The following is a 24,193-nucleotide window of genomic DNA, read 5'->3' as shown; positions in this document are numbered from 1 at the left end:
GCCCCGCGCCTCAACTGTGCTGTGGCCCGAGGGGCAGAACCCGGTCGCCGAAGTCGAGGATGCGGTAGCGCCCGCACTCGACCACCTCGTCGGGTTTCGCCGGTGTCGAGAGCTGCCAGGAGACGGTCTGGGAGTCCTCGACGAGAAACGAGACTCCGTCGACGTCGAAGTCCTCGCGGTTCACCAACCATGCGTAGGCGTTGAGCTCATGATCGACCTGCACGAGCCGGCGGGGGTCGTCGAGGTGCACTTTCGGTAGACGCACGGTCCAGAACTGTCCGGCACCGATCCGCTCCGAGGCATCCACCCAGTCGGTCACGCAGGCGAGATCGGGATCGGGTGTCGCGATCGCCGCGACGAGGCGAGGCACGCTCAGCGCTCCGCCGATCAGCAGGAGCACGGCAGTCGCAGCCGTGAGGATGCGCCGCAGCCTGACCGGGCCCCGCCAGGCACGAGGAGCCGCGACCATCGCGAGCACCGGTCCGAACGCGAGTGGCTGCAGGTAGCGGGCGGCGTGTGTGCCGAGCGCGATCGCTCCGACCAGGACGAGAGCGGGCATCGCCCACGAGACCGCGGCGACGAACCACGAGCCGATGTCGTCCTCGCGCAGCATGCGGACGATCGCCCACGCGACGAGGGCGATCACGATGACGGTGCCGATGACCCCGGCGGGTGTCGCCAGACGGTCGACGAGAAGGCCGCCGTAGTAGCCGAGGGACTCCGTCCAGAGCGCGGGCTGGATGTAGCCGGCGCCGGTGTTGGCGATCCATGCCCGAAAGGGAATGCGTCCGAGGAACCCCAGCACGGTGCCGATCGCCAGGACGACGAGGATCGTCGCGGAGCGGACCCGTGGTGCCGAGCGGAGGAGCATCACGAGGAGGATCAGGGAAAGCGGGAACGTCGCCCAGGCGGCGAACAGGGGGTTCGAGAGCGTCGAGACGGCGGCTGTTCCCCCGAGCGCGATCAGGGAACCGACTCCGCCCGTTCGTCGGTCGACCACTCGACGGACCAGGCCGACGGACAGCACGACGGCGACCACCGTGGCGGAGTAGTAGGTGGCCGTGAGCAGCAGTGACGCGAGATCCAGCGCGTCCCGGGACGCCGACAGATCGGTCATGGCGAGGATGCCAAAGACGCCGAGGCCCAGGAGTGCCCAGGCGACGGGAGCTGCTCCGTCGCGCCGACGCCCCGCGGCGACGCGAAATGCGCCGTAGAGGGCCAGCATGTTGATCACGGCATTCACCGCCAACAATCCGTTCAGATCGAGCGGAAGCGCGGCATCCAGCCCGGAGAACACCGAGATCTCGGGGACGAACAGCACGCTGGACATCGCCCAGTCCAGAGGCATCCCGGAGAGGAGCGACCGGGAGAACAGCCCCACGATCAGGGAATCTCCGTCGCGGAACAGCAGGTCGGAACGGGCAGAGGATGCGACCTGGCCCACCGTGATCACGGCCACCGCCAGCGCCCCCGACCAGCCCGCGACCTCTCGCACCCAGACCCGCCGCATGGGGACACTCTTGCACGATCGTGCAGGAGTGGACCTCAGGAACCTCTCGCGCCGGTAAACTGGTCGAACACCCGCCCGCCTGTGCCGATCTGGCCGACGAGCCCTGAGGGAGCCGCGTATATGCTGATGCTCCTCGCTGTGTTCCTCCTCGGGTCGCTGCTGATGCCCGTTCTGGTGCGCTGGCTCGGAGCTCAGGCCTTCGCCATCGCGGCCCTCGTCCCGGCCGCCGCCTTCGTGCACGCGCTCGTCATGACGCCACAGGTGCTCGACGGTCCGGTGCCGTTCGAGTCGGTCGAGTGGATCCCGCAGCTGGGTCTCAACCTCTCCATGAACATGGACGTGCTCGGCTGGGTGCTCACCCTGATCGTCACGGGCGTCGGCGCTCTCGTGCTCCTGTACTGCCGCTGGTACTTCTACGAGGACTCTGCGGGCGTCGGCCAGTTCGCCGGTGTCCTGCTCGGCTTCGCCGGGGCGATGTACGGACTCGTCCTGACCGACGATCTCGTGATGCTCGTCATGTTCTGGGAAGTCACGAGCATCCTCTCCTACCTCCTGATCGGCCACTACCGCCGGCGCGCGGCCAGCCGTCGTGCGGCGTTGCAGGCCCTGCTCGTGACCACGCTCGGCGGTCTCGTGATGTTCGTCGGCGTGGTGCTGCTCGTGGTCGACACGGGCACCTCGAGCATCCGCGAGATCCTCGCGCTCGCGCCCAGCGGCCCGCTCATCGATGCGGCGATCGTGATGCTGCTGATCGGAGCCATCAGCAAGTCGGCGCTGTTCCCCTTCCACTTCTGGCTTCCGGGCGCCATGGCTGCTCCCACACCGGTCAGCGCATACCTGCACGCGGCCGCGATGGTGAAGGCCGGCATCTACCTGATCGCCCGCTTCGCCCCGATCTTCGCCTTCAGCACGACATGGCGGCCGATCGTCATCACGCTCGGCATCGTCACGATGTTGCTGGGCGGCATCCAGGCCCTGCGAGAGACCGACCTCAAGCGCATCCTGGCGTTCGGCACCGTGAGCCAGCTGGGTTTCTTCGCGATCGTCATCGGCTACGGCACGCAGGCGACCGCTCTCGCCGGTCTCGCTCTGGTGATCGGCCACGCGCTGTTCAAGTCGGCGCTCTTCCTGATCGTCGGAGTGATCGACCGCCAACTGTCGACCCGTGACATCAACGAGCTCTCGGGGGTCGGGCGGCAGGCGCCGGTCATGGCCACAGCGGCATTCATCTCGGTGGCCTCCATGGCCGGGATCGCGCCGACCATCGGCTTCGTGGCCAAGGAGTCGACGCTCACCGCTCTCCTCGACGACGCACAGGGCGGCTCCGCATGGGGTCTCGTCGCGCTGATCGGGATCATCCTCGGTTCCATGCTGACTGCGGCATATGGTGTGCGCTTCCTCTGGGGAGCCTTCTGGAAGAAGCGCGACGAGCAGGGTCAGCAGCTGCCCGACACCGCCTGGCCCGACCCGCCCGTGGGCTTCCTGTCTGCGCCGATCATCCTCGCGGGCGTCACGCTCGCCGCGGGCATCGGTTCCCCGGCCCTGGACACGGCTCTGCAGGGGTACGCCCTCACTGCGACGCCCGGTCTCGACCACGCGGGTGAAGCCGTCGAAGGCCCTGGCCACCTCGCGCTCTGGCATGGCTTCGAGCCCGCGCTGGGCATCTCGATCCTGTCGATCCTGCTCGGTGTCGGACTTTTCCTGCTCACCCGCAAGACCGCCTGGGACCGCAAGCCCCGTGTCCTCCGCTTCACCGCCGCGGATGTCTACTACTTCGTCATGCGCGGGGTCGACCGGCTCTCCGTTCTCAGCACCACGCTCACCCAGCGAGGATCGCTGCCCGTGTACGTCGGCACCATCTTCGTGGTGTTCGTCGCAGCCGAGGTCACCGCACTGATCGCGAGCGACGTCGATCGCTACAACCTGTCCGCCTGGCACACTCCCGCGCAGATCGTCGTGGCGCCGATCATGGCCATCGCCGGCATCTTCGCGGTGCGTGCGCAGAAGCGCTACACCGGAGTGGTGCTGGTCTCGGTCACGGGCCTCGGCATGGTCGTGCTGTTCGCGACGAGCGGTGCGCCCGACCTCGCTCTCACGCAGATCCTGGTGGAGACGGTCACCATGGTCACGTTCGCCCTCGTGCTGCGCCGCCTTCCGGCCCGCATGGGCGAGCACAACGCCTCGGTCGGTCGCATCCCGCGTGCGCTGCTGGCCATCGGCGTGGGCGTGACGATGGCCTTCGTCGCGGTCGTCGCCACCCAGTCGCGCATCGCCGACCCGATCTCGGAGGTGTTCCCGAAGATCGCGTACGAGATCGGCCACGGCAAGAACGTCGTCAACGTGGCGCTCGTCGACCTGCGTGGCTGGGACACCATGGGCGAGCTCTCGGTGCTCGTGCTCGCTGCCACCGGCGTCGCCTCCCTCGTGTTCGTCACCCACCGCGCCGACCTGCTCGCCGCCACCAAGAACCTGCCGCGAGCCACGCGCAAGGCCGCCCGCAGCCGCCCCCTCGTCGAGACGACGGAGGGCATCCGCTTCCAGACCTCCGAGAACGAGAGCAGCCCGCGGGCCTGGCTCGTCGGCGGGCAGAAGATGAAGCCCGAGAACAGGTCGATCCTGCTCGAGGTGATCGTCCGCATCCTGTTCCACACGATCATCGTGGTGTCGATCTTCCTGCTGTTCGCGGGCCACAACCTGCCGGGAGGTGGATTCGCCGGCGGCCTGGTCGCGGGAATGGCGCTGGTGATGCGCTACATCGCCGGTGGGCGTTGGGAGCTGGGAGCCGCCGCCCCCACCGATGCGGGCCGACTGCTCGGCGCCGGCCTCATCCTGGCCGTCGGCACCGCCGTCGTTCCGCTCTTCTTCGGCCTCGCACCGCTGACCAGCACGTTCTGGGAGTGGGAGATCCCGCTCATCGGGCACATGGAGTTCGTCACGTCGACGATCTTCGACGTGGGTGTCTACCTCGTCGTGATCGGTCTCGTGCTCGACGTGCTCCGCAGCCTCGGGGCCGAGGTCGACCGGCAGGCAGCCCTGCGGACCACGCCCGGCCCTGAAGGATTCCTCTCCCGAGGCGGGAGGAGCAGCTGATGGATGTCTCGCTCACCCTGATCGTCATCATGGCCATCCTCTTCGCCTGCGGCGTGTACGCGATGCTGGAGCGCAGCCTGACCCGCGTGCTGATCGGCTTCCTGCTGCTCGGCAACGCCACCAACCTGCTGCTCCTGATCGTGATGGGTGTGCCGGGCAACGCCCCGTTCTTCGGCACCGAGGGCGAGATGAGCGATCCGCTCCCGCAAGCCCTCACCCTCACCGCCATCGTCATCACGTTCGCGGTCTCGGCTTTCCTCCTCGCGCTGATCTATCGCTCGTGGCAACTGGGCCAGGCCGACACGGTCGAGGACGACGAGGCCGACATCGCCCTGCGTGAGCGCACCGATGCCGACGAAGACCTCATGGACGACGAGTCCGAGACCGACGACGACGAGGCGACGACAGACTTCGTCGGCGTGCAGACCGCACCGATCACGGTGCTGCACATGCGGGATCACCCCTCGATCCATGACGACGCGCCGTACGACGCCCCGACCGACTGGGGGAGCGAACCCTCCGCCGCGGACGAGGGCCGAGAACCGCGCTCGGACGAACCCGATGACCACGACGAGAACGAGGAGGGCAGGCCATGACCGCCCTCGTCCCCCTCCTCGTCGCACTGCCGCTGCTCGGTGCCGCCGTCACTCTCGTGTTCGGCCGGAACGCGCGCCTCCAGGTCGTCGTCACCGTCGCCACCCTCGCCGCGGTCTCGATCATCGCCGCCGTGCTGCTCGTCGTGGTCGACTCCGGTGCTCCGCTCGCGGTGTCCGTCGGCGGATGGCCCGTACCGTTCGGCATCGTGCTCTACGTCGACCGGCTCGCTGCGCTCCTGGTGCTCATCTCCAGCATCGTGCTGCTCGCGGTGCTGCTCTTCTCCATCGGTCAAGGTGCAGCGGACGGCACCGACGAGACCCCGATCTCGATCTTCAACCCGTCGTACCTGATCCTCGCGGCCGGCATCTTCAACGCCTTCATCGCCGGCGACCTGTTCAACCTGTACGTCGGATTCGAGATCCTGCTCGTCGCGTCGTATGTGCTGATCACGCTCGGCAGCACCGAGTCCCGTATCCGCACTGGCGCGGTCTACATCGTCGTCTCACTCGTCTCCTCGATCCTGTTCCTCGCCTCGATCGCGATGATCTACGGCGCGCTCGGCACGGTCAACATGGCCCAGATCGCCGAGCGGATGTCGGAGCTCCCGCAGGAGACGCAGCTGGTGCTGCACCTGATGCTCGTGGTGGCCTTCGGGATCAAGGCCGCCATCTTCCCGGTGTCGTTCTGGCTCCCCGACTCCTACCCGACCGCTCCTGCCCCGGTCACCGCGGTGTTCGCCGGCTTGCTGACGAAGGTCGGCGTGTACGCGCTGATCCGCACCGAGACGCAGCTCTTCGCCTCGAACAGCATCGACACGCTGCTCCTGATCATCGCGCTCGCGACCATGATCGTCGGTGTGCTCGGCGCCGTGGCACAGGCCGAACTCAAACGAATCCTGTCGTTCACACTGGTCAGCCACGTGGGATACATGATCTTCGGCCTGGCGATAGCGACGCCCGCCGCGATCGGCGCCACGGTGTACTACATCGTGCACCACATCGTCGTGCAGACCACGCTGTTCCTGGCCGTCGGCCTCGTGGAACGCCGAGCGGGAAGCACGTCGATCCTGCGGGTCAAGGGGCTGTTGAAGGTAGCACCCGTGATCGCCGTGCTGTACTTCGTTCCCGCGATCAACCTCGGTGGGCTACCGCCCTTCTCGGGGTTCATCGGCAAGTTCGCGCTGTTCGAAGCTGCCGCATCCGTCGGAACTCCGATCATGATCGTGCTGATCTTCGGCGGCATCATCACCTCGCTGCTCACGCTGTACGCGCTGATGCGCGCCTGGAACCTCGCCTTCTGGCGCGAGGAGGAGGACTCCACAGAGACCGAGGGTCGCATCTCCTACCTGGGCAACGCCCCCGCCGCCGACGAGCAGCAGGAGCGTCGTCGCATCCCGAAGATCATGACCCTCGCGACCGGAGGCATGGTCGCCGTGACCCTTGCTCTGACCGTGTTCGCCGGGCCCCTGTACGCCCTCTGCGACCGCATCGGCGCCGGACTGCTGCAGCCCGTGAGCCTCGTGCAGCTGGAAGACGAGGTGGGCTGATGGGCCGTGACCTCCGGCGTCACCTGTGGCGCGACATCCGCGTGCAGCTGCCGTTCCTCGCGTGGCTGGTCGTGCTGTGGATGCTGCTGTGGGCGCAGTTCACGGTGCTGTCCTTCCTCACCGGGCTCGTCGTCGCGATCTTCGTCACCCGCGTCTTCCGCCTGCCGACCGTCGCGCTCTCCGGCCGGATCAACCTCTGGTACGCGGCGCTCTTCGTGGTGCAGTTCCTGTTCGCCGTGCTGAGTGGCGCCCTCTCCGTCACCGTGCAGGTGTTCGACTTCCGCCGACAGCCGGGCACGGCCATCATCGCAGTTCCGCTGCGCTACGCAGACGACCTCGTGATGACGCACGTCGCTGTCGTGTCGTCGCTGATCCCCGGGTCGCTGGTCGTGGAGACCGACCGCGACCGCCGGATCCTCTATCTGCACGTGATCGGCGTCCGGAACCTCGACGACGTGGAGAAGCAGCGTGAGGGCGTGCTGCGCTGGGAGCAGCGGGTCGTGCGTGCGCTCGGAGACCCCGCTCAGTATCGTGCCCTCAAGGCCGATGGGCGTGCCGGCCTCGGACTGACGAAGGGCGGTGCCCGATGAACATCCTCCTGCTGCTGATCATGGTGGTGTTCGGCATCGCCGCCGTGCTCGCGCTCATCCGCATCGTGCGAGGGCCGTCGATCCTCGACCGGGCAGTGGCCTCCGACGTGCTGCTCACCGAGGTGATGTGCGTGATCGGTGCGGAGATGGCCATCAACGGTCACACCAGGAACATCCCGGTGCTCCTGATCATCGCGGCCATCGGGGTGTTCGGGTCGATCGCCGTCGCCCGCTTCGTCGCGAGAAGGGACAACACGACACCATGAACGTGTTCGGTCTCATGATCCCCGACGCCGTCATCGACGTGGCGGTGCTCGTGCTCATCCTGCTCGGTGCCGTGCTGTGCCTGTCGGCGGCGGTCGGTCTGCTGCACTTCCGCGACGTGCCGTCCCGACTCCACGCGGCGACCAAGCCGCAGGTGCTCGGTCTGCTACTCATCTGCATCGCCATCGCGCTGTCGCAGCGATCGATCGGCGGAGTCCTGCTCGGCTTCGTGCTCGTGGCCCCGGTCGTGCTCATGCAGTTCGCGACCGCTCCGCTCTCGGCCCACATGGTCGGACGGCAGGCCTATCGCAACGGCACGATCGAGCAGCGCGGCCTCGTGGTCGACGAACTCGCCGAGTCGAAGCAGACTCCTCCCGCCGCGGGCTGACCTCGCGGGCTGCCCCGGGGTGCTCGGTGCCGGCACGCCGCGTCGGATCAGGCCATCGCGCCGGATCAGGCCGTCTCGAAGCGAATCGGCCTGATGCGGCGCGATTGCCTGATCCCGCGAGCCGCTCGAGCCGCTCGTCCCGCGAGCCGCTCGTGAGAAGGGCGCGCGGTCGAGGGCTCAGAGGCGGGCGGCGAACTCGTGGATCAGGCGCGCCGCGGGCTCGGAGTCGCTGATGAGGGTGCCGTGTCCGTGGTCGGGGATGACCTCGAGGTCGGCGCCCGGGATGGCGTCGATGATCTCGCGGCACCAGCTCATCGGTGCGAGCGGGTCGCTCTCCCCGCGCAGCACCAGCACCGGGCACTCGATGCGCACGAAGGCGTCTTCCGGCTCGTGCACGATCGTTGCGCGCATCTTGCGGAAGAGGTGTGGTCCGCCGCGGAGGTATTCGCGCGCTCCACGCCAGATGACCAGGGGTCGTTCGCCGATGAGGTCGGTCAGCAGGTAGCGGGCCTGAGCCCCGATGTTGCGTGCCGCCTTGTTCACGGTGGGACCGGCGAGCACCACTCCTTCGACGAGGGACGGATGGCGTGCGGCGAGCTCTGCCGCGATCTGGCTGCCCATGGAGTGACCGATCACGAGCACGGGACCGGAGTCCACGTGCTGGAGGTAGGCCGCGACCAGGTCGGCGTGCCGCTCCATCGTGAGGGTGCGCGTGGGCTCTGGCGCTTCCCCGAAGCCAGGCAGATCGACCGCGATGACCCGTCCGTCGAGACGCTGCACGACGTCGAGGTAGACGCTGCGGCCCATGCCGATGCCGTGCAGGAGCAGGTAGGTGTGCGGTCCTTCACCGAACGTCTCGGCGATGAGGGTCGCACCTCCGTGCTCGAACTCCAGGAGAGTGACGGGGGTGCCCTTGGGGGCGAGGTAGCTGGTTGGCACCCATCCACGCTAGCCGAGCATCCTGGGGCACTGCTCGGACGCCCCACCCTTCGCGTTCAGCCGGCCGGAGTGAGCACCAGGGTGTCGACGGCTGCGGCCTTCACCGCCTTCGGCGAGAACGCCCACGGCTTCTGGACACCGGCCGCCCAGTCGGCGGTCTGATCGGTGTAGTGCTCGTGGAACGCGTGCCCGGAGGCGCCGGTCAGGTGGTTCCAGGTCGAGGCGTCGAAGTCGGAGAGATCGACCACCATCCGCATCGACGGCACCGTCGTCGTTGCATACGAGACGCCGAGCTCCCACCCGGTCGCGTTCACCACGGACGCCCCTCCGCTCACGGGGAACGGTCCACGGTTGAACAGTGCTTCGATCGGGGCGATCCCCGACGAGCCGAGCGTGTCGCTGGTGAGGGTGATCGCGTGCAGGTCACCCCAGTTCCATCGCGAGATCGTGGTCCCCTGCAGCGCTGCGAGCTCGTCGTAGGCTTCCTCCGCCGACAGCGCGAGCATCTGCTCCATCCCGTCGACGTCGAGCTGCTCGTTGGTCCAGAGCGGGTCGGACGGATCGGTCAGCATGGCGGAGACGACCGTGAACAGGCGCCCCTGACCATCGATCGGGAGAGGTTGCTCGCGCTCGGCGAAGATGTTCTGCACCAGGTTCGACCACAGCACGTTCGCGTAAGCGGCGGCCGCCGCCGACGCGTTGTTCTGACCGTCCCAGGTCTCCAGCAGGTCCACGGCGTCGGACGGTCCGGCCCCGGAGACGTCGACGTCGGCCATGGCGGTCGCCAGCTGCGTTCCGATCCACATCTCGTTGTCCATCTGGATGTCGCGCATGTCCGCGGCGGTCAGCGGGGCGACGGCCGCCCGCCGCTCGATGAGGTGGGCGATCCGGGCCGCCCGGTAGCCGTAATCCCAGTCGCGGGAGAGGAAGTAGGCGTAGTCGTCCGTCACGATCGCGTTGTTCGCGGTGACGATGTACCCGGAGCTCGGGTTGTACGACACCGGCAGCTCCTCGAACGGGATGAAGCCCGTCCAGTCGTAGCTGCTGTCCCACCCCGGCTGGGGCATCCACCCGTCGCCGGCGCCGCGGATGGGGAGGCGGCCGGGGGCCTGGTATCCGATGTTGCCCTCGGTGTCGGCGTAGATGAGGTTCTGCGCCGGCACGTCGAACAGCGAGGCGGCGTAGCGGAAGTCGTCGAAGTCCTGCGCGGTGGAGAGAGCGAAGATCGCCGTCGCAGCCGTCCCAGGATCGAGCGCGGTCCACCGCAGGCTCACGGCGTACTCGGCATCCTCCGACCCGGGGACGGGAGCGATCGGCGCGGAGGTCTCGGCGCCGAGTGCAGGCTCCGGGTCGTCGGCGACTTTCGTGAAGTCGTCCGTGAGCCCGGAGATGATCGGACCGTGCACGGTGGAGCGGATGGTCAGATCGATGTCGTCGCCGCCGGCGACCTTGATCGTCTCGGTGCTCTCCTCCAGCGGCACCAGAGCTCCGTCGCGCCAGTACTTGTCCCCTTCGACGCGCTCGACGTAGAGGTCGGTGACGTCGGTGGTGAGGTTCGTGAATCCCCACGCGACCTTCTGGTTGTGGCCGATCACGATGCCCGGCAGCCCGGAGAACGAGAAGCCGCCCACATCGAACGGGCACTCCTCGTCGACGGTCGAGCACTTCAGCTGCACCTGGTACCAGACCGAGGGGAGGGAGGCACCGAGGTGCGGGTCGTTGGCGAGCAGCGGCATCCCCGTCTCGGTGAGGTCTCCGGACACGACCCACGAGTTCGATCCGATGCCCTCGCCCACATCGCCCACCAGGACGCTGGCGGCCTCGATGACGTTCGAGGTCTCCTCCCAGTCGACGGTGGTCGACGCCTGCTGCGCCTCGCCCTCGGTGTCGGTGACGGTGAGGGCCGCGGGCTCAGCGCCGACGCCCAGCGCCGGAACGGTCGAGATCTTCGGGACGATCACGGGGTTCTCGTCGAACGGATAGTCGGGGTAGAGTTTCGCCAGCACGTCGGGGACAGCGGGATCGCCCGTCCCCGCCCCACCCGCGCCACCGCTCAACTCGGCGGCGAGGAGCGATCGCTCGGTCTCGTCCTCGATGTTGCCGCGAAGATCCCAGGCCATGGCCTTGAGCCAGGCCACCGAGTCGGCGGGCTCCCAGGGCTCTGGAGCGTAGTCGGGGTTCTGCAGCCCGATCACGGCGTACTCGAGCGAGAGCTCGGCACCCGAACGCGAGGCCAGGTAGGCGTTCACCCCATCCGCGTAGGCCTCGTAGTAGCCGCGGGTGGTGTCGTCCATCGCCTCGACCTCGGCCTCGGCGACCTTGCGCCATTCGAGCGTGCGGAGGAAGGCGTCGGTTCCGGCCTGCGACTCCCCGAACATCTCGGCGACCCGTCCTGCCGTCACGTGGCGGCGGAAGTCCATCTCGAAGAAGCGGTCCTGCGCGTGCACGAAGCCCTGCGCATAGAACAGGTCGTCCGTGGAGTTCGCGGTGATCGTCGGGATGCCGCGGTCGTCGCGCTGCACCGTGACCTCGGCCTGCAGGCCGTCGAGCTCGATGGATCCCCCGGTCTGCGGGAAGGAGCGCTGGATCGTCCAGGTCACGAAGAACGCGGCAGCCACGGCCACCACGACGATCGCGGCCACGACGAGGAACGCGATGCGCCCGATGCGGACACCCAGCGAGGGGCGTGAGGGTGCGGCGGACTCCTGCGAATCGGTCATCATCGTCGAGAACTCTTTCGGGTAGACAGGTGGAACTCAGTCCCACCGAGCCCCAGTGCGCGTGTCAGGGTCGCGCCTTCGCATCATATCCACCTCGGTGCTCGGCGCGGGGGCGTTCCGCGCCGAGCACCCCGACTGGTCAGCCGATCAGGCTCGGCTGCAGGTCGCGCAGCGTGCGGCGATGCGTCATCCGGGTCACCCCGATCATCGCGAGCAGCAGCGCGCCCACCAGCCAGACTCCGAGCACCGCCAGATCCCACCCGGCTCGCACGTAGTCGCCGCCGTACATGAGCTGGCGCATCGCATCGACGACGTATCCCAGCGGCAGCACATGATGCAGGGCGGCGAGCGGTGCGGGCAGCGTCTGCCAGGGGAAGGTCCCACCGGCCGTGACGAGCTGCAGCACCATCAGCACGAGGCCGAGGAACTGTCCGACCGAGCCGAGCCAGACATTGAGCGCGAGGATGATCGCCGTGAAGGTGGCCGACGCGAAGATCATCACCCCGAGGGTTCCGAGCGGATGGTCGAAGGTGAAGCCGAGCGTGATGGCGAGGATACCCATGAGTCCGAGCATCTGCACCGCGCCGAGCATCGCCGGGGTCAGCCAGCCGGCCAGTGTGATGCGGACGGGCGAGTGCAGCGCGGTGATGGCCCGCCGCGAGATCGGCTTCACGATCAGGAAGAGCGCGTAGATGCCGATCCAGGCCGAGAGGGCGGCGAAGAAAGGGGCGAGACCGGCGCCGTAGTCCTCCGCGGAGGCGACCTTGTCGCTGGACACCTTCACGGGATCTGCGATGGTCTCGGCCTGCCGGGAGCGCAGATCGGGTGTCGAGGCGGGGATCGCCTCGACACCCTGCGCGAGTCCGTCGCGCAGTTCGGCCGTGCCGGAGGCGAGCGTGGCCAGTCCATCGCGCAGCTGTGCAGCGCCGTCGTTGGCTGCGGAGGCACCGGTGGCGACCGTGCCCGCGCCGGAAGCGAGCTCGTTCGCACCCGCGGCGAGGGATGCGGCACCGGCGGCGAGCTGATCGACCTTTCCGACCGCGGCCTGCACCTGCGTGTTCCCCTCCTGCAGGCGTGCGCCCAGCGGATCGAGCCGGGCGAGCACCTGATCGATCTCCTCGGGGGTGAGACCCTGCTGCGCCAATGTGTTCGCGATGTCGGAGCGCACCTGCGGCAGGGCGTTCGCGGCCTGTTGGACCGCAGACCCCGCGCGGTCGGCGACGTCGGCGAGCTGTCGGTTGCCCGCACTCACCTGCTGTGCGCCGTTCGCGAGGTTCTGCGCGCCGGTCGCGAGCTGCGCCGTGCCGTCAGCCAGCTGCGCTGTGCCCTCGGCGAGGGTCGCGCTCCCGGTCGCCGCGGTGCCGGCGCCGTCGGCGAGCTGGGTGGCGCCGTCCGTCGCCGTGACGAGCTTGTCGCGCACGTCGCTCAGGCCTGTGAGCAGGCGCTCTGCGGCCTGGCTGCCCACCATCTCGGCGACTGAGCTGCGGATCTTCTCCACGGCCTGGGTCCCCATCGAGGACGCGAGGTAGTTGTTCGCGTCGTTGGTCTCGAGATCGATGCGCGCCTGGTGCGGGTCGGTGCCCGCCGCCGAGGTCAGCGCCGAGGAGAAGTCGGTCGGGATGGTCACCGTGAAGTCGACCGTGCCGTGGCGCAGCGCTTCCGAGGCCTCGTCCGCCGACATCAGCTGCCAGTCGAAGGCGTTGCCCTTGATCAGGTTCTCGGCCACGTCCTCGCCGTAGTTGACGGTCTCGCCCGTCGCGGGCTCCGCGCTCGTCGTGGGGGCCGGCGCGCCCTCGTCGTCCACCACGAGGGCGACGGGGACTTCGGGGAACTTGGCGTACGGGTCCTGGTTCGCCCAGAGGTAGAGACCGCCGTACAGGATCGGAACGCAGATCAGCGCGACCAGGGCGATGATGCCCATCCTGCTCGCTGTCAGTCGCCGGAGCTCGGCGGCGATCATGGCGGGAACCTTCATCGCGTGCCTCCGTTCTCGTCTGAGGGGGTGTCCGCGATGTCAGGGACGGCCTCGTCCACCGGTTCGTCGAGCACGAGCGGCTCGACCGGTCCGGAGGCGTTGATCGCGTCGAACTCGTGCATCCGCTCCAGGGCCACGGCCGCGGAGCCGCCGACGATCACGAGCATCGCGTAACCGCGGTCGGCGAACTCCGTCGCGATGCGCCACCATCCATCGGGGCTGCCGCCGTGACGGTCGGGCGACACGAGCACGATGCCCTCGACGCCGGAGTGGAGCACGGCCAGTTCGCACAGGATGCGCACGCGCGCGGCCGGATCGACGGTGCCGATGGGTGCGGCGGCGAGCTCGGCGTAACCCAGACGTGCGAGCCAGCGCCGCGCGTGCAGCGGGGTGGCGCCGAGGCCCGCGAACATGAGCTCCTCTTCGACGACGCCGACGAGCGCGACGTCGGGGTGGGGGTCGCTGACGTCCGGGGCGTCGACCAGCGCCACGCGTCGACGCAGAGACTTGGGGTCGACAGCGTCGTCGATGCTCACGCGTCCGGATTCCGGACGCATGCGGCCGCTTGCGATCAGGCCGAGCACGGTCGGCCGCTGTTCGGTCTCGGCGATCGCGAAACGCACTGCTCCGGTGTGGAACTCGAGCGACATGGTGGGAAGCGCCTGGCCGTTGCGGCCCTTGCTCACATCACGTAGGGAGATCTTCATGCGCGGCCCTCCGGATCGATGGCGGAGTCGGTGGGAGCGGCGGCTGCGGCGATGTCGGGATGCGAGGCGAGCAGCTCGTCGGCTTCGCGCCAGGAGAGACCGGCGATGCTCAGCACGGTCCGCACCGCGACATCGGCCGCGCCCGTGCTGGTCGCGTCCGTGCGCGAGATCACGGTGCGGGCCATCTCCTCGATGAGGCGCGAGAGCGTGGGGGCGGCGAGATCGGTGCGGAAGCTGCCGTCGTCCTGTCCGCGTCTCACGAGTGACGACACCGTGCGGCGCAACGGGGCCAGCGCGGCCGCCGTGTGCTCGACGTGCGCCTCGTCGAGTGCGAGCGCCGCGGCCACCTGCACGTGCGCGGCTTCGTGCCAGAGCAGAGCGGCGAGACGGGCGAGGGCGAGACAGGCGTCGGTGTCGTCGATCGAGGTGGCGATGGCGTTGAACCGCTGGGTGCCGCTGGAGATGAGTTCTCGGATGAGGGCATCTCGGTCCTCGAAGTGCCCGTAGAGGGTGCGACGCGAGAGCCCGGCGCTGCGGGCGATGACGTCGATGGAGGCGTGCGGATGCACCGCCAGAGTCGAGCGGGCGGCCGAGAGGATGCCGGCGCGGTTCTCGACGGCGTCGCGACGGGGTGCACGAGTGGTCACGACCTCATGGTAGTGATCATGCACATAGTTGTGCAAGATCGTTCCACTTATTCGGGGGAGGCACTCAGGTGCGTGCGCCCAGCGGAGGCCAAACGCCGCGTGTTATGTTACGCGTTGCGCGTTGGCGCGTACGGGGGATGGCGCCGGTCTCGGATGCGTGAGCGTCCGGTACGCGAGTGTCGACCGTATCGAGTGGTGGGGGGAACTGCTGTGGTCGAGGGAGGGTGTGCGTTGGCAGGCATCGATGTCGCGTGGGAACGCCGAACTGGGGGAGATGATGTCTATCGTCGGTTGCGCGATGCGATCGTCGATGGGGAGCTGAGACCGGGGGAGCGTCTTCGAGACGGGGAGCTCGCGGAGAGCCTGGGGACCTCTTCGGCGCCGGTCAGGCATGCACTGACACGGCTGATGGAACACGGGCTCGTCGAGGTGCACCGCAACGGTGCCACCCGTGTGGCGCCGCTCGACTTCGACCAGATCCGCGACGCCATCGCCCTCTTCGGTGACAGCTGGATCGGTTCGGTGCGGCATGCGATGCCGCAGATCCGAGAGGATGACGTTGCCTATCTCGTGGAGCTCACCGACGATATGTCCGCCGCGGGGCAAGCGCGCGATGTCCTCGCCTACGGAGTCGCGCTGCGCGCCATCGCCATTGGCTTCGCCCGTCTCGAGGGCAATGCCCTGCGCGAGTCCGTGATCGAACTGCTCGGGCCGCAGATCCGACGCTTCACGCAACGGTCGGGCGGAGCCTTCGACTGGACAGCGAGCGAGCGGTCCACGCGCGAGATCCGAGAGGCGATCGTCCGTCGTGATGCGGTGCAGACCCGGGCTGCCCTGGTGATCCTCTTCGACGATGTGCTGCCCGGGGTCGTCGACCGCACGGCGGCGCGAGGTCGCTGACTCCACGACCGGCCCTGAACGCACGATGCGCCGGCACCCCCGAAGGGCGCCGGCGCATCGGTGGATCCGTCGTCGCGTCAGTCGGTGCCGGAGTCGAAGGCTGCACCCTCGGAGGCCGAGTCGACGGCGTCGGCGAGGGTCTCGTCAGCCTCTGAGATCGAGCCGTGGACGGACTCGGTGATCTCGCTGGATTCCCCGGCGGTCACGCGGCCGACCAGTTCACCGGTCGCTCCTCCGACGAGGCCCAGGCCCGCGTACTGCTCGAGGCGCGCGCGCGAGTCGGCGATGTCGAGGTTGCGCATGGTCAGCTGGCCGATGCGGTCGACCGGGCCGAACGCGGCATCCCCGACACGCTCCATCGACAGCTTCTCCGGACCATAGGAGAGGTTCGGCGAGACGGTGTCGAGGATGGTCCAGTCGTCACCACGGCGCAGGCGGATCGTGACGGTTCCGGAGATCGTGAGGCCGACCCAGCGCTGGATCGACTCGCGCAGCATGAGCGACTGCGGCTCGAGCCAGCGTCCTTCGTACATGAGGCGACCGAGGCGTCGACCCTGCTCGTGGTAGGTGGCGAGGGTGTCTTCGTTGAGGATGCCGTTGACCAGGCGCTCGTAGGCGATGAACAGCAGCGACATGGCCGGAGCCTCGTAGATGCCGCGCGACTTCGCCTCGATGATGCGGTTCTCGATCTGGTCGCTCATGCCGAGGCCGTGGCGTCCGCCGATCGTGTTCGCCTCCATGACCAGGGCGACCGGGTCGGAGTACTCCACGCCGTTGATCGCGACCGGGCGTCCCGCCTCGAACGTGACGGTGACGTCTTCGGTCTCGATCGCGACCGAGGGGTCCCAGAATTTCACGCCCATGATCGGGTCGACGGTCTCGAGCGAGACATCGAGGTGCTCGAGTGTCTTCGCCTCGTGCGTCGCGCCCCAGATGTTCGCATCGGTCGAGTACGCCTTCTCGGCGGAGTCGCGGTACGGGAAGTCGCGGGCGACGAGCCAGTCGCTCATCTCCTTGCGGCCACCGAGCTCGGTGACGAAATCGGCGTCGAGCCACGGCTTGTAGATGCGCAGACGCGGGTTGGCGAGCAGCCCGTAGCGGTAGAACCGCTCGATGTCGTTGCCCTTGTAGGTCGAGCCGTCGCCCCAGATGTCGACGCCGTCCTCCTTCATGGCGCGCACCAGCATGGTTCCGGTGACCGCGCGGCCGAGAGGCGTCGTGTTGAAGTACGTCTTGCCGCCGGAGCGGATGTGGAACGCGCCGCAGGAGAGGGCGACGAAACCCTCTTCGACCAGGGCCGTCTTGCAGTCGATCAGGCGCGACGCCTCGGCGCCGTACTCCAGCGCGCGGCCGGGGATCGAGGCGATGTCGTCTTCGTCGTACTGACCGAGGTCGCCGGTGTAGGTGAAGGGCACGGCGCCCTTCTCGCGCATCCACGCGACGGCGACGGAGGTGTCGAGTCCTCCGGAGAAGGCGATGCCGACGCGCTCGCCGACGGGCAGGGACTGGAGGACCTTGGACATGGCTCCCAGTCTATCCGCGGCGGCGTGTCGCCCCGTGTCGCCTCAGATGAGGTTCACCATGACGCCGAGTGCCGCGTACGTGCCCATCGCCCGACGGTCGCACGTGACGAGAGGGATCCCCGCGTCGTGTGCAGCGAGGCCGACGAGCCCGTCGTAGACGGATCCCCCGGCGATGCCCGCGTCGGCGAATGTCGTGATGGCAGCCTGCGCGGAGGCCGCGGAGAGGGATGCGAGCACCGGGAACGATCGCTCGATGATCTCGTGTGCACGACCGGGGCTGACCCGTGCCTCGCCGGGCAAGCGTGTGAGCACCGAATAGGTTTCGAATGCTGCGTGCCCGGCGAGCCCGATCACGCGGCCGTGTGCGAGTTCGAGTACCCGTTCGTGTGCTGGATTCCTGTCGTGGACCAGCGCTATCGCGGCGCTGGTGTCGAAAAGGAGTTCAGCGCTGGTCGGCAAGTCGGAGCTCCCGGATGTCGTCGACGGTGAGCGTCGGTCCGCCCGTGATGACGAGTCGTCCGTCCTTCTCGACGAGATTGTCGGGGGCTTCGATCTCGATCCGGATGCCGTTGCCGTCGAGGACGAGGTCGACCGGACCGGGGATCAGTCCGACCCGCTCGCGGAGCGCTGCGGGGATGACGATCCTTCCTGCCTTGTCGATGGTCGCCTTCATGCCATCAGGATACCATCGCAATGGTTGCCGTGCCTTGTCGATTCCGACGCCAGGCCCCAGGACTCCGCTAGCGTGCTGCCATGCGGAAAGCACTGACGCGCCCCTGGTGGTTGCTCGCGGTAGGGGGCGGCATACTCCTCGCAGTGGTCTTCTTCGTGGTGCTTCAGACGTTTCGCGGGTCGACGCTCGCGCGACAGGATATGGATGCGAACCTCGTGTTCCCCGCGTCGTATCACGGTTTCGATGCCCCTTCGCACAACGCCGGATTCACTCTCGAGGAGGACGGGACAGCCGAGGTGTCAGCGCTCATGCTCGGCTCCGAGGAGCGGAAGCTCGACGATGGGCGCGCGTGTCTCGACGGCGACGTGAGCCCTGTGGCGGGGAGCGCGACCTGGAGAACGGATGACGCGGGATGGGTCGTGATCGAGGTGGGCGAACGGCAGACCCGGCTCCGTCAGGACGATCCGTTGCTCATGGGCTGGGGGTGGGGCAAGGTGTATGTCCTGACCCCCTGCACCCAGGACTACACAGCGACATTCGTCACCCCGGACGTCTACTCCGGCTGAGAGACATCCTCGTGGTGCGCTGTCGCGCAGGGGAGAGAAGTCCTCCGCGGGCGCCGTGCGAAAACGGAGGAGCATCGCCCGCGACACGGTGTGTCATGGTGCGGCACGCCGCGGCACGCGCGACACGTCTCTGTTTTCGCACGGCACCGGGTCCGCTGAGGCGATGAAGTGGGAGAGTAGGCGCACGGAGGTCGGACATGGGCGGAGCGATCCTGTGGGGTGCGGTGGCTGCGGCGCCGCTGTTCGTCGGTGCAGTGCTCGCTCTGCTGCGGAAGTGGCCCCCGAAGTGGCTCGGCATCGTGCTGGGCTTCGGTGCCGGCGCGCTCATGGCATCGATCGCATTCGAGCTGTGGGAGGAAGGGCTCGACCTCGCCGGACCCATCCCGCTCGTGGTGGGCGTCGCGGCGGGAGCGATCAGCTACTACATCGCCGACCGCATCCTCGATGCCAGAGCGGCGAGGACCAAGGAGCAAGCAGGCGGAGGGCAACTCGCGGTGGGCGCCCTGCTCGACGGCATCCCAGAGCAGCTGGTGCTCGGCATCGGACTCGCTTCCGGCGAGCCCGTCAGCATCGCGCTCGTGGTCGCCATCCTGGTCTCGAACCTGCCCGAGTCGATCGGTTCGGCTGCCGACCTGCTCGAAGGCGGCATGGCGAAGTCGCGCGTGCTGCTGTTGTGGGCGGGCGTGGCCGTGATCTGCGCTCTCGCGACGGTCGCGGGCTTCGGGCTCGCGAGCATCACGGGCGATGACTTCCGCTCGGCGGCGAGTGGGTTCGCAGCCGGTGCGCTGCTGGTGATGCTGGTCGACTCGATGGTTCCCGAGGCGCAGTCCAAGGCCAAGGAGTCCACGGGGCTCGCGACCGTGCTGGGCTTCGCGCTCGCCGCGGGACTGGCGCTCGCTTCCTGATCACGCCTCAGCAGGAGGGCCTCAGCAGAGGGCCCCACAGCGGTCGGTTCAGATCTTCCCCCGCGCGGAGTCACGGCGCACGCTGCGTCCGGCGATGCTCTCGACTCGGAGGGCGAGCGGGAGATCGCGCCCCTCTCCCGCCCACGGATTGACGCGCGCGGCGATGCCGGCGGCCTCGTCGTCCGCCACCCGAGACAACGCGCCGTGCACCAGCACGCTCCACGCCGTGCTGCCGAGCGGGTCGTGGTAGTCCACCTCGAAGGAGGCCTGCACCGCCGGTTCCCGTGTGAGGTCGGCGAGGACGCCCTCGGGCGACGTGCGCAACAGCAGATCGCGTCCGGACAGTGCGAAGTTCACCGGGTAGATCTGCACCCGCCCCTCGTGGACGAAACCGATCCTCCCGATCGTGGTCGTGGTCAGCAGCTCGTATGCCTGCTGTTCGTCGAGTACTCGAATCATGCGTGCACTCCTTCCCTGTGGCGCCAGGGTAGCCAGGGCGTCGACGCCCTTCAAGGGAGTCCTCACCCTCGGCGCGGGAGAACCCGCCACTCGGCGGACACACGGCGCAGGATCGGCCCCGGCTGGCGGGTTACCCTCGGGTGCGGTGTGCACGAGGCTGACGGGAAGCCGCTGCGATGGCGGCCGAGGACAAAGGAGTTCTGATGACTGACACCACCCTGGCGCGACCGCCGTTCGACCCGGAGCTCGAGGCCGCTCTCGCCCTCGTAGCCGACCAGTTGCCGCCGACCCTGACGGCGGAGATGATCCCGCTGCTGCGCCGGTCGCCGGTGAGCGGGGAGGACGAGATCTTCGCGGTGCTCGCCGACCGCGGCTTCACCCGACGGGACGTCTCGATCGCGGGTCATGGTGGCGACGAGATCGTCGTCTCCGTGATCGAGAAGGAGGGCAGGACCGGGACCGGCCCCGGCTTCTTCCACACGCACGGCGGCGGCATGATCATCGGCAATCGCTGGCTCGGCGTGGCCGGCTTCCTCGACTGGGCGGAGCGCTTCAACGGAGTGATCGTCACCGTCGAGTATCGGCTCGCCCCCGAGTTCCCGGATCCGTACCCGGTGGAGGACTGCTACGCGGCCCTGCTGTGGACCGCGGAGCACGCCGAGGAGCTCGGCATCGACCTCTCCCGGCTGTTGATCGGCGGAGGCAGTGCCGGGGGTGGGCTGGCAGCAGGCACGGCGCTTCTCGCCCGTGATCGACGTGGCCCTGAACTGGTCGGGCAGCTGCTCATCTACCCGATGCTCGACGACCGAGACGAGTCCGTGTCGACGCACCAGATCGACGGGATCGGCGTCTGGGACCGCGGCTCGAACGTGACGGGGTGGACCGCGCTCCTGGGCGACCGCGTCGGGACGGACGACGTCTCCGTGTACGCCGCCCCGGCGCGCGCGACCGACCTGAGCGGGTTGCCGCCCGCCTTCATCGACTGCGGCAGCGCGGAGGTGTTCCGCGACGAGGACGTCGCCTACGCCACGAAGCTCTGGGAGGCCGGGGTGCAGGCGGAACTGCACGTCTGGGCAGGGGGGTTCCACGGCTTCGACATGTTCGCTCCGCACACGGCCGTCGCGCAGGCCATGCTCGCCGCCCGCGACGACTGGGTGAACCGGCTGCTCTCCTGAGCCCGCGTCGACCGGAAGAGGGAACTCCCACCCCATAGGGTGGAATCCCCGTGCGATGGAGCCCGACATGCAAGATCTGCTGGGGCGTCTCACCGCCCTCGACCCGGACGCGAGCGAGACGCTCAAGGTCGTGACCTACTTCGACGCCCTTGTCGCCCGTTCCGTGGGCGTCGAGAGCATGCTGCGAGGTGCGGCGGTGCTGAGCGGCGCAACCGTCGGACAGCGTGACGGCAGACAGATCATGCGCGTGCGGGCCGACGGGGTGCGCATCGATCCCGTCGAGCCGTCTCACTCCTGGCCCGTACGCGAGAGCGGACCGGGTGCGGTCGCCTGGATCGAGCGCGAAGGCGATGCGCACACGAACGACGCGATGATCCTGGAACGGCTCAGTCTCGCCCTCGGGATCATCAGGGCGCGCCGATCGGTCGGCCCGGAGAGCGCGGTCGAACTCGCCATCAGCTCCTATGCCGGTGCGGAGGAGAGAGCCGCGGCACTGCCTCGACTCCGCATCGCTGCGGACTCCCTGCGGCTCGTCGCCTCTCCCCCCGACCCCGCTCCGCTGCCGGTGCATCCCTCGGCTGTCGTCGCCACCCGGCACGGCCTGACGCGAGCGACCATCCTCGACGCCGAGATGCAACCCGTCGATGCCTGGCCGCACCGTGCAGACCTGCGTTTGGGACTCGGCATCGTCGGCCCGGCGGAGGGTCTTCCCGCGTCGTGGACGTCGGCGCTCGTGGCCGTGCGACTGACGAGTCCGGAGGAGCCGGTGGTCGATGCCGCCGACCTCGGTGGTCTGCTGCTCGTCGCCGAGGCTGCGGGACAGGGGCACCTCCACCCTGATGCGGCGGCACTCGTCGCACTCGATGAGCGCAGTCGGGAGCTTCTCGACGCCGTCAGCGAGGAACGGAGCGTGCGCGCCGCAGCCGCGCGGCTCGGGCGGCACCACTCCAGCGTGCAGGAACGCCTGAGCGCGCTCGTGGACGCGCTCGGTTATGACCCGCGCACGCCCCGCGGCCACGCCAGGTACGTGGTGGCGCGGATGCTCGCGACGCTCGGATCCTGAACGGCGTCCGAGGGGTCACTCGAAGCCGGGGTAGTCCTTCAGCCTCTCCTGGAACTCGGCGCGATCGGCCTCGCTGAGCACTCCGCTGGCGATCGCCGTCAGCTGCAGACCTTCCAGAGGTTCGCCGGTGCGCGCGTTCTGCGCCTCGCGCCCGGCGAGGAAGCCGCCGTCCGTATCGTTCGAGAGGTCGTTGATCGTGGCGTAGAAGCGGAGCGGGTCGGGGAAGTTCTCGGTGTAGTACTCCCACGTCGTCTGCGTGCGCGGGTCGTCACTGCCGTACAGCTTCGCGATCATCGCGGGGTCGATGCCCGACACCGCGGGGTCGTTGAACGAGTACAGGTCCCACAGGCCGTGGTCGACGACGACCTCGCTGATCACGGCCATCACGGCGCGCTTTCGGTCGTAGCCCTGGACGGGCTCGTTGGTCGCCCAGGCGGTGGAGGTGAACTCGACCAGCATCGACTCCCCGCCGTAGCCGTTGCGCTCCGGGCGCAGGTCTTCGTCACCCACCCGCGTCCAGGTGAAGCCGAACTCGTCGGTGAGTCGTGCGCGGATGTCGGCGAACAGGGTCTCCGTCTCTGCCCGCACCTCGTCGAGCGACTGCTGAGACAGCGCCTGCTGCGGATCGGTGCCCTTGATCCCTGGATAGGCTTCCGCGTGCTTCTGGGCCGCCGTCTTCGTGCCCTCGTAGTTGCCCGAGGCCGAGGTCTGCAGGGCGCTCATGCCGCCCACGGTCGCGACGTTGAACAGGATCGAGATGACCAGGGCGATTGCCCCGAGCCTCCGTCCGCGCGTGGAGAAGAGAGCCGCGACGGTCACGCCGACGACCACGAGTTGCAGTGTGAGCATCGTGACGCCGTAGAGGAGGTCGGTGCCGCCGGCGACGAAGGTGCCGAACAGGATCAGGGCGAAGAGGATGGATGTGGTGAGGGCGATCCAGCCGAGGGCGTTCGCGGGCTCCTTCGGCTCGTCGATCGGCACCGACACCAGGGCGGTCGGGCTGGGCGCGGAGCCCCACGCCTCTCGACGAGCGCCGCGATAGCCTCCGGGCGGGGGAACGGGCGGAGCCCCCTCGGTGCCCGCGATGTAGCGCGCGCGCTGTCGCTCGTGATCGCTCACCAGGGTTTCTCCGTTCCCGAACCGCCGGGATCGTCACCCTGCTGCTGATCGCGCTCCTGCGTGCCCTGCTCGAGCTTGTCCTGGAGGCCCTTGAGCTTGTCCTCGGAAGGCTGCTCCTTCTCGCCGGGCTGTGGCTGGGGTGAGGGCTGCTGCTCCTCCTGCTGCTTCTGCTTCAGCCGGTCCGCCGTGCCGTCGAGGGCATCGGACATGTCGCGCTGCGGGTCGGGAGACTGTTGCTGCGCCTCCTCGCTGCGGCATTCCTCCGGGGTGTCGACGGTGATTCCGAGCGCCTCGCCGTAGAGCGCCGCTGCGCCCGCGCCGTCGCCGTCCGCACGGGCGGCATCGCCCATGCGCTCGATGATCAGGGCGAGGTTGATCCGCACCGCGCACACTTCGAGGCCGGCCGCGAGGTCGAGCGCCTCTTCGAGCTGGACGCGGGCTTCGGGCAGCTGCTCGGCCCCGCCGAGAGCCGTGCCGATGTTGAAGGGTGCCTTGTATGGCTCGAACCAGTTGAGGAACGCCTGCCCGCGCGCGGATGCCTCGGCCCCGGCGAAGTCGTCGACCACGTACGCGGTGATGGCTTGATGGGCGAAGGCGTACATGCTCAGCAGCTTGCCCACGAAGAGAAGCGCCGCGAGCGTGAGAGGGAGGGTCCCGATCGCCACCCAGAGACGTATGCGGCGTCGGAGCCGATTCGATCGCAGGAGCGCGGCGGCGCCTTCGGTGGCGGTGTCGACGGCGGCCGAGGAGCCGGCCTCGGGCACCGAGCGTGCCGACCGATCTGCCACGCTCAACCCCCTCACCGGTCGTTTACTGCGCACGAGGATCGTGGTCCTC

The 24,193-nt window shown here is 68.6% G+C and carries 23 protein-coding genes; 11 read left to right on the top strand and 12 right to left on the bottom strand.

Translation table 11 applies throughout. The annotated features are described in order from the left end of the window. Positions 1-10: 10 nt before the first annotated feature. Positions 11-1,510, bottom strand: a complete 1,500-nt coding sequence (locus RN51_RS03525) for a hypothetical protein (protein WP_045262654.1) — start codon at positions 1,508-1,510, stop codon at positions 11-13. Positions 1,511-1,630: 120 nt separating this feature from the next. Between RN51_RS03525 and RN51_RS03520 the strand changes: the two genes are divergently transcribed. From RN51_RS03520 to mnhG, 6 genes are read left to right on the top strand one after another with little or no spacing between them, the layout of a single operon-like run. Further along, positions 1,631-4,600, top strand: a complete 2,970-nt coding sequence (locus RN51_RS03520; RefSeq protein ID WP_045262653.1) for a Na+/H+ antiporter subunit A — start codon at positions 1,631-1,633, stop codon at positions 4,598-4,600. Continuing rightward, entirely contained in the window at positions 4,600-5,196 is a 597-nt protein-coding gene (locus tag RN51_RS03515; RefSeq protein WP_045262652.1) for a Na(+)/H(+) antiporter subunit C, read from the top strand. Before RN51_RS03520 ends, RN51_RS03515 begins: the two co-directional genes overlap by 1 nt. Beyond that, a complete protein-coding gene (locus tag RN51_RS03510) occupies positions 5,193-6,743 on the top strand; it encodes a Na+/H+ antiporter subunit D (RefSeq protein ID WP_045262651.1) in 1,551 nt (516 codons plus the stop codon). The genes RN51_RS03515 and RN51_RS03510 overlap by 4 nt, the downstream gene beginning before the upstream one ends. Beyond that, the gene (locus RN51_RS03505; RefSeq protein ID WP_045262650.1) at positions 6,743-7,333 is read left to right on the top strand and encodes a Na+/H+ antiporter subunit E; all 591 of its coding nucleotides are present in this window, start codon (positions 6,743-6,745) and stop codon (positions 7,331-7,333) included. Before RN51_RS03510 ends, RN51_RS03505 begins: the two co-directional genes overlap by 1 nt. Beyond that, on the top strand, positions 7,330-7,599 hold the full coding sequence (locus tag RN51_RS03500) for a monovalent cation/H+ antiporter complex subunit F (protein ID WP_021200077.1): 270 nt from the start codon (positions 7,330-7,332) through the stop codon (positions 7,597-7,599). The genes RN51_RS03505 and RN51_RS03500 overlap by 4 nt, the downstream gene beginning before the upstream one ends. Next, positions 7,596-7,985, top strand: a complete 390-nt coding sequence (mnhG, locus tag RN51_RS03495; protein ID WP_045262649.1) for a monovalent cation/H(+) antiporter subunit G — start codon at positions 7,596-7,598, stop codon at positions 7,983-7,985. Before RN51_RS03500 ends, mnhG begins: the two co-directional genes overlap by 4 nt. A 177-nt stretch (positions 7,986-8,162) precedes the next feature. On the opposite strand, the gene RN51_RS03490 is transcribed toward mnhG, so the two are convergent. The 5 genes from RN51_RS03490 to RN51_RS03470 form a co-directional block, all read right to left on the bottom strand. Then, positions 8,163-8,924: an alpha/beta fold hydrolase gene (locus RN51_RS03490; protein WP_045262648.1), complete on the bottom strand. Its 762-nt coding sequence runs from the start codon at positions 8,922-8,924 to the stop codon at positions 8,163-8,165. Positions 8,925-8,980: 56 nt separating this feature from the next. Continuing rightward, the gene (locus tag RN51_RS03485) at positions 8,981-11,644 is read right to left on the bottom strand and encodes a penicillin acylase family protein (protein WP_082066342.1); all 2,664 of its coding nucleotides are present in this window, start codon (positions 11,642-11,644) and stop codon (positions 8,981-8,983) included. Positions 11,645-11,783: 139 nt separating this feature from the next. Beyond that, positions 11,784-13,619, bottom strand: a complete 1,836-nt coding sequence (locus RN51_RS03480; protein ID WP_045262647.1) for a YhgE/Pip family protein — start codon at positions 13,617-13,619, stop codon at positions 11,784-11,786. Continuing rightward, positions 13,616-14,326: a hypothetical protein gene (locus RN51_RS03475; RefSeq protein ID WP_045262646.1), complete on the bottom strand. Its 711-nt coding sequence runs from the start codon at positions 14,324-14,326 to the stop codon at positions 13,616-13,618. The genes RN51_RS03480 and RN51_RS03475 overlap by 4 nt, the downstream gene beginning before the upstream one ends. Further along, the gene (locus RN51_RS03470; RefSeq protein WP_045262696.1) at positions 14,323-14,973 is read right to left on the bottom strand and encodes a TetR/AcrR family transcriptional regulator; all 651 of its coding nucleotides are present in this window, start codon (positions 14,971-14,973) and stop codon (positions 14,323-14,325) included. The genes RN51_RS03475 and RN51_RS03470 overlap by 4 nt, the downstream gene beginning before the upstream one ends. Here RN51_RS03470 and RN51_RS03465 point away from each other — a divergent pair. Further along, the gene (locus RN51_RS03465) at positions 14,890-15,873 is read left to right on the top strand and encodes a GntR family transcriptional regulator (RefSeq protein WP_331454177.1); all 984 of its coding nucleotides are present in this window, start codon (positions 14,890-14,892) and stop codon (positions 15,871-15,873) included. The two genes, RN51_RS03470 and RN51_RS03465, sit on opposite strands and share 84 nt — an antisense overlap. Before the next feature lie 77 nt (positions 15,874-15,950). Here RN51_RS03465 and argG read toward each other — a convergent pair whose 3' ends face one another. From argG to RN51_RS03450, 3 genes are read right to left on the bottom strand one after another with little or no spacing between them, the layout of a single operon-like run. Further along, positions 15,951-17,396, bottom strand: a complete 1,446-nt coding sequence (gene argG / locus RN51_RS03460; RefSeq protein ID WP_021200085.1) for an argininosuccinate synthase — start codon at positions 17,394-17,396, stop codon at positions 15,951-15,953. 42 nt (positions 17,397-17,438) lie between these two features. Then, a complete protein-coding gene (locus RN51_RS03455; RefSeq protein ID WP_045262644.1) occupies positions 17,439-17,855 on the bottom strand; it encodes a PIN domain-containing protein in 417 nt (138 codons plus the stop codon). Continuing rightward, complete coding sequence (locus RN51_RS03450) at positions 17,839-18,069, bottom strand: AbrB/MazE/SpoVT family DNA-binding domain-containing protein (RefSeq protein ID WP_156149077.1); 231 nt, start codon at positions 18,067-18,069, stop codon at positions 17,839-17,841. The genes RN51_RS03455 and RN51_RS03450 overlap by 17 nt, the downstream gene beginning before the upstream one ends. 80 nt (positions 18,070-18,149) lie before the next feature. Here RN51_RS03450 and RN51_RS03445 point away from each other — a divergent pair, with 80 nt between their 5' ends. Beyond that, positions 18,150-18,635, top strand: a complete 486-nt coding sequence (locus tag RN51_RS03445) for a hypothetical protein (RefSeq protein ID WP_156149076.1) — start codon at positions 18,150-18,152, stop codon at positions 18,633-18,635. Between the two features lie 197 nt (positions 18,636-18,832). Next, entirely contained in the window at positions 18,833-19,540 is a 708-nt protein-coding gene (locus RN51_RS03440; RefSeq protein ID WP_045262642.1) for a ZIP family metal transporter, read from the top strand. A 48-nt stretch (positions 19,541-19,588) separates the two neighbouring features. On the opposite strand, the gene RN51_RS03435 is transcribed toward RN51_RS03440, so the two are convergent. After that, on the bottom strand, positions 19,589-19,999 hold the full coding sequence (locus RN51_RS03435; RefSeq protein ID WP_045262641.1) for a pyridoxamine 5'-phosphate oxidase family protein: 411 nt from the start codon (positions 19,997-19,999) through the stop codon (positions 19,589-19,591). A gap of 203 nt (positions 20,000-20,202) precedes the next feature. Between RN51_RS03435 and RN51_RS03430 the strand changes: the two genes are divergently transcribed. Further along, on the top strand, positions 20,203-21,174 hold the full coding sequence (locus RN51_RS03430; RefSeq protein ID WP_045262694.1) for an alpha/beta hydrolase: 972 nt from the start codon (positions 20,203-20,205) through the stop codon (positions 21,172-21,174). 67 nt (positions 21,175-21,241) lie between these two features. Further along, positions 21,242-22,237 carry a helix-turn-helix domain-containing protein gene (locus tag RN51_RS03425; protein ID WP_231579203.1) on the top strand — a complete coding sequence of 332 codons (996 nt, stop codon included), beginning with the start codon at positions 21,242-21,244 and terminating at the stop codon, positions 22,235-22,237. 15 nt (positions 22,238-22,252) lie between these two features. Here the strand turns inward: RN51_RS03425 and RN51_RS03420 are convergent, their stop codons facing one another. Both RN51_RS03420 and RN51_RS03415 read right to left on the bottom strand, forming a co-directional pair. Beyond that, entirely contained in the window at positions 22,253-23,356 is a 1,104-nt protein-coding gene (locus RN51_RS03420; RefSeq protein WP_231579202.1) for a DUF4064 domain-containing protein, read from the bottom strand. Beyond that, positions 23,353-24,144, bottom strand: a complete 792-nt coding sequence (locus RN51_RS03415; RefSeq protein ID WP_231579201.1) for a hypothetical protein — start codon at positions 24,142-24,144, stop codon at positions 23,353-23,355. Before RN51_RS03415 ends, RN51_RS03420 begins: the two co-directional genes overlap by 4 nt. Positions 24,145-24,193 lie beyond the last annotated feature (49 nt).

Origin of the sequence: Microbacterium oxydans (assembly GCF_000956405.1) — a bacterium.
Lineage (GTDB): Bacteria > Actinomycetota > Actinomycetes > Actinomycetales > Microbacteriaceae > Microbacterium > Microbacterium oxydans_C.
This window is presented reverse-complemented; position numbering and strand designations above follow the sequence as displayed.

Bases quoted from the DNA above. Each gene is read 5' to 3' on its own strand.
- RN51_RS03525 (WP_045262654.1), bottom strand. From the start codon at position 1,510: ATGCGGCGGGTCTGGGTGCGAGAGGTCGCGGGCTGGTCGGGGGCGCTG.
- RN51_RS03520 (WP_045262653.1), top strand. From the start codon at position 1,631: ATGCTGATGCTCCTCGCTGTGTTCCTCCTCGGGTCGCTGCTGATGCCC.
- RN51_RS03515 (WP_045262652.1), top strand. From the start codon at position 4,600: ATGGATGTCTCGCTCACCCTGATCGTCATCATGGCCATCCTCTTCGCC.
- RN51_RS03510 (WP_045262651.1), top strand. From the start codon at position 5,193: ATGACCGCCCTCGTCCCCCTCCTCGTCGCACTGCCGCTGCTCGGTGCC.
- RN51_RS03505 (WP_045262650.1), top strand. From the start codon at position 6,743: ATGGGCCGTGACCTCCGGCGTCACCTGTGGCGCGACATCCGCGTGCAG.
- RN51_RS03500 (WP_021200077.1), top strand. From the start codon at position 7,330: ATGAACATCCTCCTGCTGCTGATCATGGTGGTGTTCGGCATCGCCGCC.
- mnhG (WP_045262649.1), top strand. From the start codon at position 7,596: ATGAACGTGTTCGGTCTCATGATCCCCGACGCCGTCATCGACGTGGCG.
- RN51_RS03485 (WP_082066342.1), bottom strand. From the start codon at position 11,644: ATGACCGATTCGCAGGAGTCCGCCGCACCCTCACGCCCCTCGCTGGGT.
- RN51_RS03480 (WP_045262647.1), bottom strand. From the start codon at position 13,619: ATGAAGGTTCCCGCCATGATCGCCGCCGAGCTCCGGCGACTGACAGCG.
- RN51_RS03475 (WP_045262646.1), bottom strand. From the start codon at position 14,326: ATGAAGATCTCCCTACGTGATGTGAGCAAGGGCCGCAACGGCCAGGCG.
- RN51_RS03465 (WP_331454177.1), top strand. From the start codon at position 14,890: ATGCACCGCCAGAGTCGAGCGGGCGGCCGAGAGGATGCCGGCGCGGTT.
- argG (WP_021200085.1), bottom strand. From the start codon at position 17,396: ATGTCCAAGGTCCTCCAGTCCCTGCCCGTCGGCGAGCGCGTCGGCATC.
- RN51_RS03450 (WP_156149077.1), bottom strand. From the start codon at position 18,069: ATGAAGGCGACCATCGACAAGGCAGGAAGGATCGTCATCCCCGCAGCG.
- RN51_RS03445 (WP_156149076.1), top strand. From the start codon at position 18,150: ATGCGGAAAGCACTGACGCGCCCCTGGTGGTTGCTCGCGGTAGGGGGC.
- RN51_RS03440 (WP_045262642.1), top strand. From the start codon at position 18,833: ATGGGCGGAGCGATCCTGTGGGGTGCGGTGGCTGCGGCGCCGCTGTTC.
- RN51_RS03435 (WP_045262641.1), bottom strand. From the start codon at position 19,999: ATGATTCGAGTACTCGACGAACAGCAGGCATACGAGCTGCTGACCACG.
- RN51_RS03430 (WP_045262694.1), top strand. From the start codon at position 20,203: ATGACTGACACCACCCTGGCGCGACCGCCGTTCGACCCGGAGCTCGAG.
- RN51_RS03425 (WP_231579203.1), top strand. From the start codon at position 21,242: ATGCAAGATCTGCTGGGGCGTCTCACCGCCCTCGACCCGGACGCGAGC.